Annotated in this window: 14 protein-coding genes and 1 tRNA gene; 9 read left to right on the top strand and 6 right to left on the bottom strand. The window is 50.7% G+C overall.

Annotated features, from left to right (window positions below; all coding sequences use genetic code 11):
- Positions 1–11 precede the first annotated feature (11 nt).
- The gene (locus PsWM33_RS19860; protein ID WP_063301375.1) at positions 12–3,254 is read right to left on the bottom strand and encodes a PAS domain-containing sensor histidine kinase; all 3,243 of its coding nucleotides are present in this window, start codon (positions 3,252–3,254) and stop codon (positions 12–14) included.
- A 564-nt stretch (positions 3,255–3,818) separates the two neighbouring features.
- Here PsWM33_RS19860 and PsWM33_RS19855 point away from each other — a divergent pair.
- The 3 genes from PsWM33_RS19855 (at position 3,819) to PsWM33_RS19845 (ending at position 5,319) form a co-directional block, all read left to right on the top strand.
- Positions 3,819–4,196: a phasin family protein gene (locus PsWM33_RS19855; RefSeq protein WP_063295295.1), complete on the top strand. Its 378-nt coding sequence runs from the start codon at positions 3,819–3,821 to the stop codon at positions 4,194–4,196.
- A 311-nt stretch (positions 4,197–4,507) separates the two neighbouring features.
- The gene (locus tag PsWM33_RS19850; protein ID WP_063295296.1) at positions 4,508–5,011 is read left to right on the top strand and encodes a phasin; all 504 of its coding nucleotides are present in this window, start codon (positions 4,508–4,510) and stop codon (positions 5,009–5,011) included.
- A gap of 231 nt (positions 5,012–5,242) precedes the next feature.
- Positions 5,243–5,319: transfer RNA gene (locus PsWM33_RS19845), tRNA-His, on the top strand.
- Positions 5,320–5,401: 82 nt separating this feature from the next.
- Here the strand turns inward: PsWM33_RS19845 and PsWM33_RS19840 are convergent.
- Positions 5,402–7,222 (bottom strand): carboxylesterase family protein, encoded by a 1,821-nt coding sequence (locus PsWM33_RS19840; protein WP_063301374.1) that lies wholly within the window; start codon positions 7,220–7,222, stop codon positions 5,402–5,404.
- Between the two features lie 339 nt (positions 7,223–7,561).
- On the opposite strand from PsWM33_RS19840, the gene PsWM33_RS19835 reads away from it, so the two are divergent.
- From PsWM33_RS19835 to PsWM33_RS19830, 3 genes are all read left to right on the top strand, one after another.
- Complete coding sequence (locus tag PsWM33_RS19835) at positions 7,562–8,224, top strand: OmpA family protein (RefSeq protein WP_063301373.1); 663 nt, start codon at positions 7,562–7,564, stop codon at positions 8,222–8,224.
- A 91-nt stretch (positions 8,225–8,315) separates the two neighbouring features.
- Positions 8,316–8,654, top strand: coding sequence for a class I SAM-dependent methyltransferase (locus PsWM33_RS28115; protein ID WP_208994653.1), 339 nt, complete (start codon positions 8,316–8,318; stop codon positions 8,652–8,654).
- Positions 8,569–9,075 carry a hypothetical protein gene (locus PsWM33_RS19830; protein WP_208994652.1) on the top strand — a complete coding sequence of 169 codons (507 nt, stop codon included), beginning with the start codon at positions 8,569–8,571 and terminating at the stop codon, positions 9,073–9,075. Before PsWM33_RS28115 ends, PsWM33_RS19830 begins: the two co-directional genes overlap by 86 nt.
- Positions 9,076–9,087: 12 nt before the next feature.
- Here the strand turns inward: PsWM33_RS19830 and PsWM33_RS19825 are convergent, their stop codons facing one another.
- Together PsWM33_RS19825 and PsWM33_RS19820 are read right to left on the bottom strand one after the other, a co-directional pair.
- Positions 9,088–10,407, bottom strand: coding sequence for an MFS transporter (locus tag PsWM33_RS19825; protein ID WP_063295300.1), 1,320 nt, complete (start codon positions 10,405–10,407; stop codon positions 9,088–9,090).
- Positions 10,408–10,454: 47 nt separating this feature from the next.
- Positions 10,455–10,733 carry a metal-sensing transcriptional repressor gene (locus PsWM33_RS19820; RefSeq protein WP_063286897.1) on the bottom strand — a complete coding sequence of 93 codons (279 nt, stop codon included), beginning with the start codon at positions 10,731–10,733 and terminating at the stop codon, positions 10,455–10,457.
- Positions 10,734–10,959: 226 nt separating this feature from the next.
- Between PsWM33_RS19820 and PsWM33_RS19815 the strand changes: the two genes are divergently transcribed.
- Complete coding sequence (locus tag PsWM33_RS19815) at positions 10,960–11,922, top strand: nucleoside hydrolase (RefSeq protein WP_063301372.1); 963 nt, start codon at positions 10,960–10,962, stop codon at positions 11,920–11,922.
- Between the two features lie 5 nt (positions 11,923–11,927).
- On the opposite strand, the gene PsWM33_RS19810 is transcribed toward PsWM33_RS19815, so the two are convergent.
- Positions 11,928–12,524: a LysE family translocator gene (locus tag PsWM33_RS19810; RefSeq protein WP_063301371.1), complete on the bottom strand. Its 597-nt coding sequence runs from the start codon at positions 12,522–12,524 to the stop codon at positions 11,928–11,930.
- An 82-nt stretch (positions 12,525–12,606) separates the two neighbouring features.
- Between PsWM33_RS19810 and PsWM33_RS19805 the strand changes: the two genes are divergently transcribed.
- A complete protein-coding gene (locus PsWM33_RS19805) occupies positions 12,607–14,028 on the top strand; it encodes an aminotransferase-like domain-containing protein (RefSeq protein ID WP_342585938.1) in 1,422 nt (473 codons plus the stop codon).
- 73 nt (positions 14,029–14,101) lie between these two features.
- Here the strand turns inward: PsWM33_RS19805 and PsWM33_RS19800 are convergent, their stop codons facing one another.
- Positions 14,102–15,103: a BMP family lipoprotein gene (locus PsWM33_RS19800; protein WP_063295304.1), complete on the bottom strand. Its 1,002-nt coding sequence runs from the start codon at positions 15,101–15,103 to the stop codon at positions 14,102–14,104.
- 372 nt (positions 15,104–15,475) lie between these two features.
- On the opposite strand from PsWM33_RS19800, the gene PsWM33_RS19795 reads away from it, so the two are divergent.
- Positions 15,476–16,321, top strand: coding sequence for a lytic murein transglycosylase (locus tag PsWM33_RS19795; RefSeq protein ID WP_244272487.1), 846 nt, complete (start codon positions 15,476–15,478; stop codon positions 16,319–16,321).
- The last annotated feature ends 32 nt before the right edge of the window (positions 16,322–16,353 follow it).

Raw genomic sequence — 16,353 nt, 5'->3', positions numbered from 1 at the left:
ACAGGAGCGCGTTATTCGGCGAGAACCCGCTGAGGTGGGAAAGTGACTTCCGCCAGCGTACCTTCATCCTCTTCAGAATTTATTGAAAACGAAGCACGGTTCGCTTCCACAAGGGCTTTGGTTAATGGAAGACCAAGACCAGACCCTTCTGTTGAAGAAGAGGCATTAAGGCGACGGAACGGTTGAAGCGCAGCTTCCAGATCAGCCTTCGACATCCCGTGGCCAGTATCCCGAACGCGCAAGTGCACTTCACCACTCGGATCAAGCACAAGCGAGATGATCACCTGACCGCCGGACCGGTTGAACTTGATGGCGTTAGACAGCAGGTTCAATGTGATCTGGCGCAGCGTTTTCGGATCCGCCACAATCTTAGGAACAGACAGAGGTGTACTGGCGCGAATAATAACGCGTTGATCATTCGCCTGAGGTTGCAGCAGTGCAACGCACTCATTGATTACATCGGCTGCAGAAACAGCTTCAAACGCCAGATCCATCTTGCCAGCTTCAATCCTGGCCAGATCAAGCAGGTCGTTGATCAGCGTCAGCATATGGGAGCAGGAGCGATGGATATCGCGGGCGTACTCTTTGTAACGCACATTCCCAAGCTCACCAAAGCGCTCTTCCTGCATCACTTCTGAGAACCCGATCACCGCATTGAGCGGCGTGCGGATTTCATGGCTGATTTTAGTCAGATACTCAGACTTGTGAGTGTTGGCTTTCTCCGCCTTGTACCGGGCACTCACCAACTCTTCTTCAGCTCGTTTGAACTGCGTGATATCGCGCAACACAGCACAGAAAAGCTGCTCGTTTGCGTGGCTGACACGTCCCATGCTTAGGAACGTTGGGAAGATGTCACCATCCAGTGTTTGGCAAATGACCTCACGTCCGTCATTGAGCACACTGGAAACGCCATTGGCGACCAACCCATCCAGATAATCCAGTGCTGCAATGTGGCTCTCATCCGCCAGGAATGTCGTAAACGGGGCACCTAGAAGGTCATCTTCGCCGGCATTAAACAGGGCTTCTGCAGAGTGATTTGCACTGCGGATGATACCGCGCTGATCCATCACCAGCACGCCGTCTGTCGCAGTTGCGAGAACGGATTCCAGCTCTTCAATGCGCGTGTGCAGATGTTTGATTTGAGTTTCGGAGCCAGTTGCAGCCTGAACGTGAGCCGAAGCTGCAGGGGCATCTGCTTCACCCTGTATCTTCTCCACCACAGAGATCATGAGCGCTTGCGCACCATTCCAAGGCACAGCATGCATACGCGCATCAACGGAAAGCACACCACCTTCTGCGAGCCGAACGTGTACGATACGGTCTACAGTTTGAGAGCTTGGAGTAGGGCACTCTTCAGGTTCTGCGAAGATTGCCTCAAGGCCTCCTGCCTCATTCAATCCTTCAAAGCGCTCGTAACCAAGCAGCTCAAGCAGAGTGTCGTTTGCATAAACAACATCGCGGTCGCGAACAACGGCGACCCCAATCGGAAGGCGATCCAGTAAGCGGGGATCGATTGGCGCTACAATCGGCTTGTCTGGAATACGTCCAGTCTTTTCGCGAGCGCGTTCTGCAGCTTCTTCAATATCCGGTGGAACGCGCGGCAGAACTACATGGGTTACATTATCCTGCTTTGGCTCAGCCGCAACGGTTTCATCACGTGCTGCTGGTTCAGCGGGCAGCGGAATAATGTTGTCAGCTTTCGCCGCTGTTGTAGGCTTTGGTTCTTCGTGGAACTCAGTCTCCACCACATCAGTTTCAGAGACGGCGAGAGCTGCTGTCTCTTCGGGTGCAGCAGGAACTGTCTTTGTGGTTTCAGCTTGTGCCGGAACAGCAGTTTGCTCATCTTTCTTCTCAGCACCCAATGCCCGCGCAATCTTGTCGAAGGCATCTCGCTCTGGTTTGGAAAGTCCAACATTCTCTCTTGGAACAGGATGTTTATCTACCAGCCGAACAATGCTGTTGGTCAATTCCGCAAGGCTGCGTGGACCAGTTCTGACTTTCTTTTGCGGCGCGTCCGGCAAGTTTGCGATAGCACGCTCAAAGTCATCTTTACTGGTTGGCTCGGGAATTGACGGAGCAGCGCTCACCTGTTCTGCAGTCTCTGGAGGAGCTTCCTCAGCCTCAGTAAGATCCTCTTCAAAAGCCTGCAAATCAGTTTCAGCCGTCACTTGCTCTGGACCTTCCGAAGCAGAAACAGTCTGATCAGCTATTTCAGGCTCAGAAACCTCCTCAGGTTGCGCTTCGACCTCAACGGGAGCTGCAATTTCAAGAGGGTCTGTCGGATCGCGAAGGACGTCAGCATCCGTCAGCTGAAGGAACCCCTCATTCTCCTCAACAGCAATTGCTTCTTCGTCATGAAGAAAGTGCAATCCATTTTCATCTGGCTGTGTGTCTGATGCAGGTAGATCAGGTTCTGGTGGGAGGTTGATTTCAGCATCAGCAGCGTCGTCTGCTTCAGGCTCAAGAGCCACCGCGACTGTCACCTCTTCAACCGGATCAGCTTCGGGAGAGGTTTCCGGCTCAGGATGTTCGGCACTCTCAACGACTTCCTGCTCTTCTTCCTCGGCATCCTCGTTGAAATCAACGATCAACTCTGGAATCTCAGGTTCACTTTGTAAGAAACCTGGCGCCGTAATGCCTTCAACCAGTGGTGCCTCAACAATTTCCGTTACCTGATGTGTCTCAGCCTCGGAAAGTGCTTCGATTGGTGCGGCGTCTCCCTGCACAAATCGTTCAGGCTGATAGTGCTCAAGCGTCAGCCCTACATCAGGTTCACTGACCGGAGATTCTGTCTTTGCCGGTTCAGAGGTAGCTTCAGCGCCTTCGCTTTCCTCTTTCAAAGAGGCACGTAATTTGATCAGGACTGCAAGCGGATCAACAGGTTCATCAGATTTCTTTGCATCGACGCTGCGGATAACCCCAAATCCGCGCAAGCCATCATACTCACCTGATTTTGTTTCTACTGGCTGAGCAGATAAATCGAGAGGAACAACCTTATTGGAATTGCAGGCGGGCCAAAGTAGTGTTGCACCGCTGACGGCACGTTGTTTTTTAATCGCCTTCGAAATCGCCGGGACCTTACCAATCCTCATCTTTTTGCGGACAGCATCGAAGGGGAGGCCGATCAGAGCGGCATCCTGTGGGCCTAATAGCTCGGCGAACTCCTTCGAGAAGCTACGAAAACAGCCGTTTCGGTCCAGCTCCCAAGTGAAGCGGATCGGCCGTTGTCGGCGTTTGAAGACAAAGTCAGCCACGAGCTCGGTCCCTACACTGAAGGTTTCCCAAGAAGGGGTTGGTTGAGAAACGCAATCTACTCTCTTTCACAGGCACCAAGACTCAAAATTGGCGGTGCAATCAAATGATATCCGGTTTGAAACGGGCATGTAAGCGACTTCAGCAGTTTTGCTGTAAGCTTACTAAAGAAACCTGCCTCAATTTATCAGGGGTATATTTTCCCAATTATAGCCCCACTCTACTTTATCTATAAGCTTTGAAAAACCAGAGCCTGCCATTTATGGCAACCCACCCACCGGCATTTTCAAAAGCTAAATCCTGATAAAGGCTTAGAGTTTAACAAATGAGCGCCGAACTTCGCATCTGTCAATTCCAATAGATACAAGCCACCCAATTATTCACCCCACAATTCCTGTATACTTAAAGTACCGTAAACTGCACTGCTCGTTTAAGCTCCTATTTTCTTTCCCTATGGTTAAGTATAGCATTGCCACATCAGAGTAAACGAGTTGCAAATAGGGGAGGGAATAGGCCCTTTCCACAGTGCGAATGAAACCTTAATCAACAATGGTGGAGGCTTGAGCATGGCAGATACAAAAGTTCCTTTTGAAGTTTCGGATCAAATGCGTGAATTTGCTGATCGAAGCATTGATCAGGCACGCAAGGCTTTTGATAATTTCATGGATGCAACCGAAAATGCGGTGAGCAGCATGGAAGATGCATCAAGCACAATGCATGTGGATTCCTCAGACATGCATCGTCAGGCCCTTTCATTTGCTGAGCAAAATGTGAATTCCGCTTTTGAATTAGCGCAGCGCATGTTTCAGGCGCGCGATATGGAAGAGCTCGTAGGCTTGCAGCAAGAGTACTTGCACAAGCAGATGGAGCAAAGTGGAGCACAAATGCGTGAGATGGGTGAAAAGGCCTCCCGCGCTGTAAAAGACGCAGCAAAGAAAGCATGAGACTTTTGAGGAACCCTGGTTTTAAGGGGGCTGAGTCCTGCCCCACTTAACAGTGGAATGAAGCGTATTGGCGCCTCGTTCGAGAGGTGCCATTGAAACCCACCGCTGCAAATTCACGATTTGCACCACCAGAATAAAAAAGTTTTCTTCTTCGTTTCAGCAGCTTAAGCACGATCGATATTGTTGCGCCGCAAAATAATGTTGCAATGCACAAAATAGCTCCTATATTAATCTCAAGTTGACCTAAGGGGAGACAGTTCTCTCCCTCTTGATCCTTTATGTTTCTCCCAAGACGATAAGGAGCAATCCAAATGACTACTGCGAAAATTGATACTGCTAAATCCGAGAAGAAAACTGAACAGGCTGCTCCAAAAGCCGCCAAGTCTATAGAGAATGAGGTGTTTGCAATGAACAAGATGGAAGTGCCTGCATTTATTCAGGAAATGACCGAAAAGAGCGTTGATCAGGCGCGTGAAGGTTATGCCAAAGTGAAGTCTGCTTCTGAAGAAGCATCTGCAATGCTTGAAGAGAGCATGGAAGTGACACGTGACAGCTTCATGGAAATCAATCTGAAAGCTGTCGATGCAGCGAAAGACAATTCCGAAGCTGCATTCTCTCATATTCGCGACATGTTCGGTGTGAAGAGCTTGTCTGAAGCAATCGAGCTTCAGTCTTCTTACAGCCGCAAACAGTATGATGCGATGAGCCAACAGGTGAGAGAGATGCAGGAAACTGCAACGAAACTTGCAACCACGATGTCTCAGCCTGCAAAAGAAGCTTTCGACAAATCTATGAAAGATATGAAGCTGGCATAATTCCGGCTAAATTTTTTCAAGAACGTACATATCCTCCCGATTGGATTGCACAGCAATTTGCAACTCATACGGGAGGATTTTGCGTTTAAGCCTCTGAAAAACAGAGTGAAACCACCTAGTTAGAGTGTGTAACGAGCGGTTTTTTATCAGTGTTGTGGACTTTTTTCATTTTGATGTTCCAAGGGACTTGCCAACCTCAAAAATTGTACCTATGTTCCGCGCCACTGGCAAGCAGACGTAGCTCAGTTGGTTAGAGCGTCGGATTGTGGCTCCGAAGGTCGGTGGTTCAAATCCACTCGTCTGTACCATCTCTTCTTAAGGCTCCTTAGTGAGATAGTTGAGATCATCTGCTTCGCCAGTTCTTTTCCCTAGTTCCTTGAAAAGACTGGATCATTCCTCAGGTATCTGCTTGGGAATAAGAATGGTATTTGCATTCCTTTCAATAACTTCCCCAAGCCAGAACGCGCAATCGGATTGCTCAAAGAGATCCTCATAGGTTGTTTCGATGTTCGCACCCTGCAGGACATTGAAGTTTGATGGGTTGCCAATTTTCGGCCAGCTCCACAATTTCCAGTCTTTGGATGGTCCCTCTGTGGGTGTCTTTGCAAATTGCGCCCAAAGCGCGTTCATCTTCACAGCAAGGTCTTTGTCTTCTTGTGTCGCGTCCGGTGGAATAGTGTTGAACACGAACGGCAATTCCGAAGCATGGCAGGCGTTGTCCCACTGGTTGTGTGGGCCGCAAACATTATTCACCTTCGGGTTTGTAGGCGGTTTTTCCATATTCTCGACAGATGTCTGCGCAAAGAAATAGAGCCACGTGTTATCGCTCGGCTTTTCCCGCTCGCTGTTGGCGGACATAGTAGGGCAGGTGAGCACTGAGTTCCCAATCAGGTTGGAAAGAGCCGTGGCCGGTGTCTTTGGGCGCAAGCCATATGCAGCAGGAGTTTGTGCACCATATCCAGTACGGCCTACAATCAACATTGGGTTTTCGTAATCCCGACCCAATATCCCATTGAAAGTTACAGCGTTTAGCTTCCCGGTCGCGTCAATGGTGTTCGCGAACAGAACGCCTTCGTTCTTGTTAAAGCCCAACATCAAGGGCTTTTCATTACCCTTTTCCATCTGCACATTGGGCTGCTCTTTTAGGAAACTGCCATCGATGATGGGGGAAAAGGCTATGCTGCCAGGCAGGGCGCTCAGGAACACTCCTTTTTTGAAGAGCGTATCCTGAAGCAAAGCCTGAGCCAGAAGAATTTGTCGCGTATTCGCTTTCTCAAGATCATCAAGCTGTGCTGTTAATGCACATTCATCCGAGTCTGGATTGCGAATGACAGCTCTCAGGCATTTTAGATAGAAGTAGAAGAGGTCACGCCCTCCCTCTTTGTTGCGATACTTATAGGCAGATGCGCTGCTTTGCATGATGCCTGCGCGGAACAGATCCTGAGAGCTATCAGCGCTGAACATATGCAGGCCAACAGCCATCGCGCCGGAACTCACACCAAAGATCGTGACCTGCTCAGGATCTCCGCCAAATGATGAAATATGCTTCTGCACCCACTTCAGTGCAGTCTGCTGATCCTGCAAGCCGTAATTGCCACCGTTGGAAGGCTCTTGTCCGGTGATCCCGTCAGTCGCAAGAGTGCCGAGAATGCCAAGGCGGAAGTTGACGGTTACGAGCACAATGTTCTGATCAGCAGCAAAAGACTTGCCGGAATAAAGCTCAATGATCTCTTTATTAGCAGCGTGATAGGCCTTGTCTGCTCCTCCAGCCATAAAACCACCACCATGGAAAAACACCATGACAGGCAGTTTGCTGAGGTTCTTGATAGCGTCAGCCGGTGCCCAGATATTCATATAGAGGCAGTCTTCTTCACCACGCAGCTGATCTTTGGGATTCCAAATCGGTTGCGGGCAACGAGCGCCGTACTGCAATGCCTCGTAGCCGTTGGGCTCATACTCATCAAACACACTGGAAGGCTGCCATCGGGTCGCTTGCCCATACTGCACGCCCTTGAACACGCTAAGAAGCTGGCTTCCGGCATCATCAGCTTTTCCGCAAAGGATCTTCTTATTACTGAGAGTGATGCAGGGCTGCTCAGGCGGTGCTGGTTGGTCAGGGGCAAAAAGCAGTTGGTCATCTGCATTTGGGCTTTGAGCAAATGACCACGTCATGCTGAGAATGCTGAATGCAAGGACAAGCACCGTTTTCATGGAACCCCACCTTCTTATTTGTTTTTGGGCTTCCTTCAGTGTTCATCTTTTAGGAAAAAACGGCGTTAAACAGCATGCTTTAAATTGCCTTGCGGAAATTGTGGCAAATTTTAGAGTGTCAAAAGGCTTTGTTTAATTCAGTGATGATTTGTGTGACTGCCATCACAAACCAAAGAAAATGGCTGTTTTCAGCGACAAATCCGGTGGAATTCAAGGACACACTCCTATTGGGCACTTGTATTAGGCGCTCAGTGGCTTTTGATAGGGTTAATGTTCGATAGGGAGACAGATTCATTGTGATTCATCTGTCCCCCAAAAATTACGATGTGAGAATTTTAAATGAAAAAACTGATGCACGCCGCGTTTGCTATTGTTCTCGGCCTTTCCGTTGCAGCATGTACGACAACCAATCCATACACGGGTGAGTCCCGCGTTTCCAAAACTGCAGGCGGTGCAGGCCTTGGTGCAGCCACTGGCGCAATCATCGGCGCAATCGCTGGCGGTAAAAGTGCTCGTGTTGAAGGTGCACTCGTTGGTGCAGCTGCAGGTGGTCTGATCGGCGGCGGTATCGGTAACTATATGGACCGTCAGGAAGCTCAGCTTCGTCAGCAGCTTCAGTCCTCTGGTGTTTCCGTAACCCGTAACGGCAACCAGATCGTGCTGAACATGCCAAACGATGTGACTTTTGCTGTTGGTCAGGCATCTCTGTCTTCCCGCGCAATGCAGGTCCTCAACAGTGTTGCTCTGGTGGCGAAAGAGTTCCAGCAGACTCGACTGAACGTTTACGGCCACACCGACAACACCGGTTCCGCTCAGTTCAACCTGCAGCTCTCTCAGCGCCGTGCAGACTCCGTCAGCAACTACCTGTATAATCAGGGTGTAAACGGTGCACGCATCTCCGCAGCAGGTTACGGCCTGACCAGCCCGATCGCGTCCAACGCAACTGAAGCTGGCCGCGCGCAGAACCGCCGCGTAGAAATCGTCCTGTCTCCTCTGAACTAATCTTTCAGACAGGCAAAAGTTTTAGAACGCGGTCCCTTGCTGGGGCCGCGTTTTTTGTTAGTCTCCCGCCGTAAATAGGGGAGGCTTGCACATGACGCAGGATAATCTGGCTGCATCACATTTCCAGAATGCTGGAGAGAGTTACGCAAAGTATCGCCCAACCTATCCTTCCGAGCTTGTTGAGTTTTTGGCCTCAAAATGCCAGCAGCACAATCTGGCTTTGGATGTTGGCTGCGGGAATGGTCAGTTCAGTAGCATGATTGCAAGGCACTTCAGGCAGGTGCTAGCCACAGATGTCAGCGTCTCTCAAATCGAAAACGCAGCACCTGCTCCAAACATTCGCTTTGCAGTGGAACCAGCAGAGCGCTGCTCAGCTGAAGACACCGAGCCTCAATCTGATTGTCGCTGCACAGGCTGCACATTGGTTTGATCTGACAAGCTTTTATGAGGAAGTCAGACGTGTTGCAGCACCAGAGTGTGTGCTCGCACTCGTCAGCTATGGTGTTCTCTCCATAAATCATACCGAATGCAACGCCCGCTTTCGCCAGTTCTATTACGATGAAATCGGTCCTTATTGGCCTCCAGAGCGCCAGCACGTTGACAACGGATACGCCAGTTTTGATTTTCCGTTTCAGGAGCTGGAGTATCCGGAGATGTCTATTGAGCGGGAATGGGCGCTGGAGCACTTCCTCGGTTACGTGCGCACTTGGTCCTCTGTCAAAGTAGCAGCAAAGGCTGGCAAGCAAAGCCTGATGGAGAGCTTTGCAAAAGAGCTGACCAGCCTTTGGGGAGATCTACAGCAACCCCGCAAGATCAGTTGGCCCATCGCAATGCGGCTGGGCCGTCTCTGAGCAACAGCTGCTTTATAGGCTGCTAGGCCATCGTGTGTGTAGGTCGTCAATCTTGAACTCATGCACGTGGCTCTTGCCTACTTTGTCGACGCCCTTTGACCAATGTGGATCATTGTCTGGCAGGTCCTCGTGGGAATGCCGCAACTTCTTTGCATCCTTGCTCGGCCACAGCAGCATTGCTGCGAAAACACTGATCCACGCCAATACCGCCATGAAGAGAAAGCTGACCGGAATGCCCAGACGAGCGCCAACCCAGCCAGCCATTGGATAACCAATCAGCCAGCATATATGGCTGAGCGCAAACTGGCTTGCAAACACTGACGGAAGATCTCCACCTCTCGCAGAGCGTCGTAAAACCCGGCCAGAGGGTGTTTGTGCTGCAGAATAGCCAAGGCCCATCAGGAACCAGAGCGGAAGCAACTGCGTAAAGCTGCTCAACATAAATCCGAAGCTGAGGCAAACGGCCATGACACTGGCGCCCAAGATCATGACGCTTCTGTCTTTAAAACGCTCCAGAACTTTAGGAAGGCTGAGCGCTGTAATCATGGAGCCAGCACCAAAACAGGCTAGAGCAATGGCAACGTCATCAGCTTGCAGGCCAAACGTGCCTTGTACAATCACCACGGTGTTCACAATCACCATAGATCCACCTGCCGCAACAGCCAGATAAACAGCCAACATTCCGCGCAAGCGAGGGGTGCTGAGGTAAATGCGGGTGCCTTGCGTCATACGCTTGATGGTGCGCTGGTTTTTGGCCGGTTTGAGCTTTGGCAAAGTCACCGAAACAACGAGAGCTGCAGAAGCAAGGAAACCGATCACCGTGCCACTAAACAGACCATGAAAATTGATCACCAACAGCAAGCCAGCCGCAATCGTCGGGCTGAGCAGATTTTCTAGATCATAAGCAAGGCGGCTCAAGGATAGAGCGTTGGTGTAGTCTTTCTCCTCCGGCAGCACATCAGGAATGACGGCTTGAAATGCGGGAGTGAAGGCAGCGGAAGCGGACTGCAGCACAAAGATAAGCAGATAGATCTGCCAGATCTCAGTTACAAACGGCAGGGCAAGAGCAACGACTGCACGGATGAGATCCAGCCCCACCAGCACAGCACGTCGCGGCAACCGTTCAACAAACGCAGCTGCAATCGGGGCCAGCCCAACATAGGCAATCATCTTGATCGCAAAGGCAGTTCCAAGCACTGAACCGGCGTCTTCTCCGGCGATGTTAAATGCCAGAAGACTTAGGGCGACAGTGGCAAGGCCAGTACCAAACAAGGCAATGACTTGAGCAAGAAACAGGTGGCGATAGGTTCGGTTCGCGAGTACGGACAGCACGCGGAAACTCCTTTGGCTTCTTGTTTTCTTGAGTTGACTATATCCCCCTAGAGGTAACGGGAGATTGCTTTGAACTCTTCAATCGTCTGTTCGGAATTTGCATCCGGATTGTTGACCGTGTCATCAAGGCAGTGGTCCAGATGATCGTAGATCAGGGTCTTCTTTGCCTGCATGACAGCCTTCTCAACCGCATGAAGTTGCTGGGCTATTTCCACGCACGGGCGACCATCTTCAATCATACCAATAATGGATTTGAGGTGCCCATCAGCGCGTTTAAGGCGATTAACAATTCCCGGATGGGACTGGTGTGTGTGCTTTTCAGTCATATCTCGCTTTTATCCCCCCTGGGGGGATGTTGCAAGACGGCTGAATTTGGCAAATGTGCAGTTAAATCATTTGAATAACCCTTCGTGGTATCTTCCGCCCTATATGGATAACGGCAAGGTGGCCTGAAGACCTGAGGAAACGAGGGCTTGCTCACCAACGCAAAATGCTGAAACTGGCTTTGATTGACGGATACGCACTGCCAAAAAGGCGTGCCAGGAGAATGACGTGCCGGATAATTTTGTTTTTGCAGTGGACACGGATGGCGGTGTTGACGACGCCATCGCGCTCATGATGCTCATTGGTTCAGGCAAGAAGATAGATTTCATCACGACCACATTTGGCAATGTCGATCTGGAGCAGGCAACAAAGAATATTCTGGACACGCTCGCCATCTGCAATGCAGATATTCCGGTCCATAAAGGTGCATCTGATCCAATTTCTGGTGAGCGTATCGATGCGGTTTATGTTCATGGACCAGACGGATTAGGCGGAGTGGAACGCCCCCGGCACCTCCTGAGGCATTCAGGTGAGACAGCACACAATGCTCTCCGGGATGTTCTGCGCAAAGCTGCACTCGGTGGGCCAAAACTTCAGATCTTGACCATTGGACCACTCACAAATCTGGCAGAAGTTTTGCGCGAGGAGCCGGATCTGGTCGAAGGAGTTGATCGCATCTGGTCTATGGGTGGAACCTGCCATGGACGCGGCAACGTTACGCCTGCCGCTGAGTTCAACATCCTCTGCGACCCGGAAGCGGCAAAAGCAGTGTTTTCGCAGGCGATCAACACAACGCTCATTCCATGGGAACCAAGCCTCCATGATGCCCTCCCGGGGGATGTGGTCGATGGTATATTTGAGCGTTTGGGAGATACGATCCCAGCCAAGTTTGCAGAGCATATGTGTACGTTCATGCGAGAGCGTGGCAAGACGTGGTACCACGAAGACCTTCTCATCCTGCCTGATCCATTGGCCGCTGCTGCCCTGTTGGACTCTGAGGTCATAGCCCGAACCATTGTTTGCGGCGTACTCGTTGAAACAGGTGGAGAGTTTGCCCGCGGTGCGACTATTCTGGATCACGAGGGTAAAACGCAGGCACCTATTATCGGCATCATGGAGCGGGCAGACCGCCCTAAAGTGGAACGTATATTGGAAGGAACACTGGCAGCGCTTGCCTCGCGCCACCAGTGAAAACATTAGAGCAGCAAGGACCATGCAGTTGCTGCAAGCATCGCGACTGCCATAGCTATTGTGATGCCGCGCATCAAAGCGCCTTCGCCAATCACCTTAAGAATTGAAACCCCAACCATTGCCCACACACTGTGAGAGATCATTCCGCCGATCAAAAAGCCAGCTGTCAGGATCGCCGCATTCTCATAAAGCCCCATACCATTGGCCGCGAAGAAGCTGGTAAACGCCACCAGGCTCATTGCCCAGGTTTTGGGGCTAAGTGGATGAATGAGCAAACCTTCCCAAAATGTCGGCAAGCTAACTTCGCCCTTTGGCTTGATGTTCAGCTGCACAATGCGCCAGGCTAGGTATGTCATGTAGGCCATCGAGGCAAATTTTAAGGCATTGACCATCAGCCCCCCGCGCGCCATTAATTGCCCCAGTCCGAAAGCCACACAGAGGTTGAGCAGGAGGCTGCCCAGCTCTGCCGCTATGATAACCGGAAAGGCAGTGCGATAACCCGCGCTGGCACCAATCGCCATGAAGGTGAGGTTTCCCGGCCCCGGAGTGCCGGTCATAATGGCTACAAAAATCGCGAATGCGCTGAGCGTTGCCCAATCCATATTGTTATTCCAGTCAATTGATACAATCTACACGATGTGCTAAATTATTGTATCGATCGTATCTATCAATCTCTTTATTGTTATGAATACAATGTGGAAGCCTGACCCAAACAAGCTCTCAAGCCCAAAATACCTAAGTATTGCAACGGCTTTGGAACAAGACATCCAAACTGGCCGCCTTGTGGAAGGTGACAAGCTTCCGCCTCAGCGCGAGCTCGCCTATCAGCTTGGAGTAACGCTTGGTACAATCACGCGGGCTTATGCCGAGGCTGAGCGTAGAAAACTGGTGCGTGGAGAAACGGGCAGGGGCACATTCATTGCCAAGACAGCAAATGTGCATTCACCACTGATGCTGATGCCAAATACAGAAGGCATTCAGAGCTATGATTTAGCTCGCAACTTGGGTCTGGCACACCTCAACCCGGATCTTGGCCAAATACTCAAGCAATTGAGCAATGACCCTCTGGTCAACTCACTGAATGAATACGGTCCGTCTGAGGGGACGTTCTATCATCGGGAGATAGGCGCGCAGTTTCTCTCAGAGTTCTATGGCGCGCCTGCGAATGCCAACCAGACACTCGTTACATGTGGGGCACAACATGGCATTCAGATCGCCATGTTAGCCATGTTCAACCGTGGTGATGTCGTTGCTGTAGATGAGATGATCTATCCGCCTATTCTGTCTGTGCTCCCGGCTCTGGGCCTACAAATTGTACCCATTGAAGCCGAACGGGATGAGAACGGGCATATGGGGGCTATGTCTGCTGATGCATTGGAGGAGGCTTGCACTAAGCATGACATCCGTGGCGTCTTTTTGATACCAAACGCACAGAACCCGACAACTCATACGCTGAGTAATGCCGAGCGCCAGAGACTGGCAACTGTGATCGAAAAGCACAACCTCACGGTTATTGAGGACGATCCCTATACGCCCTTCATTTCCCGCAAGCAGAAGAGCTTTCTTGAGCTGGTGCCAGAGAACACTGTTCTGATCGGTTCCCCCTCCAAAGTCATGTCAGCTGGGTTGCGCACTGGCTACATCCATGTCCCGGGCAATGTCAAAACAGCCTTTGCCAACGCCATTGGTGAAAGCACATGGATGGCAGCTCCGCTCAACGTGGAGATTGTGTCCAGATGGATTACAGGTGGGGAACTGCAAGAAACGCTGCAGAGAAAACGAGAAGTTCTGAGGCAACGCTATCTGCACATCAAAGAGATGTTTCCAAACAACGTGCTGCAAGGCGGTGAGGAAAAACTCTTCACATGGCTGCAACTCCCAGAACAGCAAAGTGCAGAATTGGTGGCGCAAGCGGCTCTTTTGAGGGGCGTGGAAGTCCTGTCGCACCGCAATTTTCAGGCAATGCCACGCACGGACATCAACGCATTGCGTGTCAGCCTGTCAACGATCGCGCATCATAAGCACTTTGAAGAAGCGATATCTCTTCTGAAAGCGTCAATCGAACATCTGGAAGTCATACAGACCCCAAGACCAATGGTGGGGTAGAGCATAAAAAAAGCCCCCGCCTGTGTTCAGGCAGGGGCTAATCTCTGACCTAAGCCAGCATACTAAGCAAATCTTAGTATGGGCAAGCCATGTCGCTCATGTAGTCATGAACGGTGATTTTGCCGGAAATGATGTCTGCGCGAGCTGCTTCAACTGCTGCTTTCATTTCTTCGCTAACCAGTGGAGCGTTGTTTTCGTCCATTGCGTAGCCAACACCGTCTTCAGCAAGGCCAAGAGACTGGATGCCGGTGGTGAAGTTGCCTTCTTTTGCATCCATGAATGCATTTGCAACCGCCACGTCAACGCGCTTAACCATGGAGGTTAGCACTTTGCCTGGAGCCAGATGGTTCTGGTTGGAGTCAACGCCGATGAACTTCTTGTCTTCATCAACAGCTGCCTGAAGAACACCAAGGCCGGTACCGCCAGCAGCAGCAAAGATTACGTCTGCGCCACGTGCGAAGTGAGACTTAGCAAGCTCGCCACCTTTAACCGGATCGTTCCATGCAGCTGGTGTAGTACCAGTCATGTTTGCGAAGACTTCACCGTCTTTGTTGGTGGTCAGTGCGCCCTGCTTGTAACCACAGGAGAACTTGGAGATCAGCGGAATATCCATGCCGCCCACAAAGCCAACCTTGCCGGTCTCGGATGAGAGCATTGCCATCATACCAACAAGGTAAGAACCTTCCTGCTCTTTAAAGACAACAGAACGTACGTTTGGCAGATCTACAACAGAGTCGATGATAGCAAAGCTGACATCTGGGAATTCTTTAGCAACTTTTTCCACTGGAGCAGCCTGCGCGAAGCCCATTGCAACGATTGGGTTCATGCCACGGCGCGCAAAGTTGCGAAGAGCCTGCTCACGCTGGGAAGCGTTGGAGATCTCAAATTCGCGATACTCGATACCGGTCTCAGCCTTGAAAGCCTCAGCACCATTATAGGCAGCTTCGTTGAATGACTTGTCGAACTTGCCGCCCATGTCAAAGATAACTGCAGGCTTAAAGTCCGCTGCCATAGCAGTTGTGCTCATTGCTGCTGCCAATACTGCAGTTGCAGCGATGGTTTTGATGGATTTCATACCCATTCCTCCGTTATATCCCAATGGGAAATCTTCACGTTGCCCCGTCACCAAGTCCGTCTTCACCACTAAATCCCAACCTGGAGACTCACCTCATTGAGGTGAACGTCTAAGTGCATAACTTCCCCTGCGTAAGTCCAGCTAAGTGTTAGCTTGTCCTTAATTATGCGCTTATAGGTTGTCCAAAACGATCAGGCATGTTGAAAACAGTTATGTGTACGGTCTTTAGTTGGACACATGCCGGTGGTAGGATCAAGGTTAAAATGCGAATAAATATATCAGGACTGCAAAAATTTTCAGTTATCCGCCAATTTGGCTACTTTTATTCGTTAGAAAGATCAAAATTGCTTAGTGAACATGCAGGAGTTTGGGGTGTTCGAATCATTTATTGACAAGGTTAAATTCAAAACCAGAAAAGCCGGGCTATTACTTGGCGCTGGTCTGGTGTTGCTAGGCGTATCTTCTGCTCAAGCCGCAACCTGTGGCGATACAGGGGCAGGCTTTGACCGCTGGCTGTCATCCTACAAAAAGACGCTCCAGTCCCAGGGGATCTCAAAAGCAACGTTAAACAGGTCTCTGAGTAGCGTAACTTATAACCGCAAGGTGATCGGTTACGACCGGAATCAGAAATCTTTCAAGCTCAGCTTTAAGGAGTTCTACAAGCTCCGCGTCAACAACGCCCTCATAAACAAGGGCCGTAGATTGATGAAGAAACACGACAGGCTTTTCACGCGTATAGAGAACGAATTTGGAGTTCCTCGTGAGATCATCACCGCCATCTGGGGCCTGGAGACTGGTTACGGGCGTGGCATAGGCAATATGAGCACCATACGCTCTCTGGCAACTTTGGCTTATGATTGCCGCCGTGCTGATTTCTTCCGCAATGAGCTCTATCATGCGCTGCTCATCGTCCAGAAGGGCGACTTGAAGCCGAGCGAAATGAAGGGAGCTTGGGCAGGTGAGTTGGGCCAGACCCAGTTCCTTGCATCCTCCTACATCAAGTTCGCGATTGACTACAGCGGTGATGGCAAACGGGATCTGCTGTACAACACCTCAGATACTTTGGCTTCCACCGCGCACTTCCTCATGTCTTACGGTTGGCGGCCGGGTCAACCTTGGGGACCGGGCACACCTAACTACGGGGTGATCCGCTCTTGGAATCGTGCTGGCGTATATGTCAAAACAATCCAGATCATGGCTGAAAAACTGAGCAAGTAATTCAGCCTGAGAATTACAGAATAGGCCGCTGA

Origin of the sequence: Pseudovibrio sp. WM33 (genome assembly GCF_001623165.1) — a bacterium.
Classification (GTDB): domain Bacteria; phylum Pseudomonadota; class Alphaproteobacteria; order Rhizobiales; family Stappiaceae; genus Pseudovibrio.
The sequence above is the reverse complement of the archived record's forward strand: the minus strand, read 5'-3'. Positions and strand labels throughout refer to the sequence as shown.

Bases quoted from the DNA above. Each gene is read 5' to 3' on its own strand.
- PsWM33_RS19855 (WP_063295295.1), top strand. From the start codon at position 3,819: ATGGCAGATACAAAAGTTCCTTTTGAAGTTTCGGATCAAATGCGTGAA.
- PsWM33_RS19850 (WP_063295296.1), top strand. From the start codon at position 4,508: ATGACTACTGCGAAAATTGATACTGCTAAATCCGAGAAGAAAACTGAA.
- PsWM33_RS19840 (WP_063301374.1), bottom strand. From the start codon at position 7,222: ATGAAAACGGTGCTTGTCCTTGCATTCAGCATTCTCAGCATGACGTGG.
- PsWM33_RS19835 (WP_063301373.1), top strand. From the start codon at position 7,562: ATGAAAAAACTGATGCACGCCGCGTTTGCTATTGTTCTCGGCCTTTCC.
- PsWM33_RS28115 (WP_208994653.1), top strand. From the start codon at position 8,316: ATGACGCAGGATAATCTGGCTGCATCACATTTCCAGAATGCTGGAGAG.
- PsWM33_RS19820 (WP_063286897.1), bottom strand. From the start codon at position 10,733: ATGACTGAAAAGCACACACACCAGTCCCATCCGGGAATTGTTAATCGC.
- PsWM33_RS19810 (WP_063301371.1), bottom strand. From the start codon at position 12,524: ATGGATTGGGCAACGCTCAGCGCATTCGCGATTTTTGTAGCCATTATG.
- PsWM33_RS19805 (WP_342585938.1), top strand. From the start codon at position 12,607: ATGAATACAATGTGGAAGCCTGACCCAAACAAGCTCTCAAGCCCAAAA.
- PsWM33_RS19800 (WP_063295304.1), bottom strand. From the start codon at position 15,103: ATGAAATCCATCAAAACCATCGCTGCAACTGCAGTATTGGCAGCAGCA.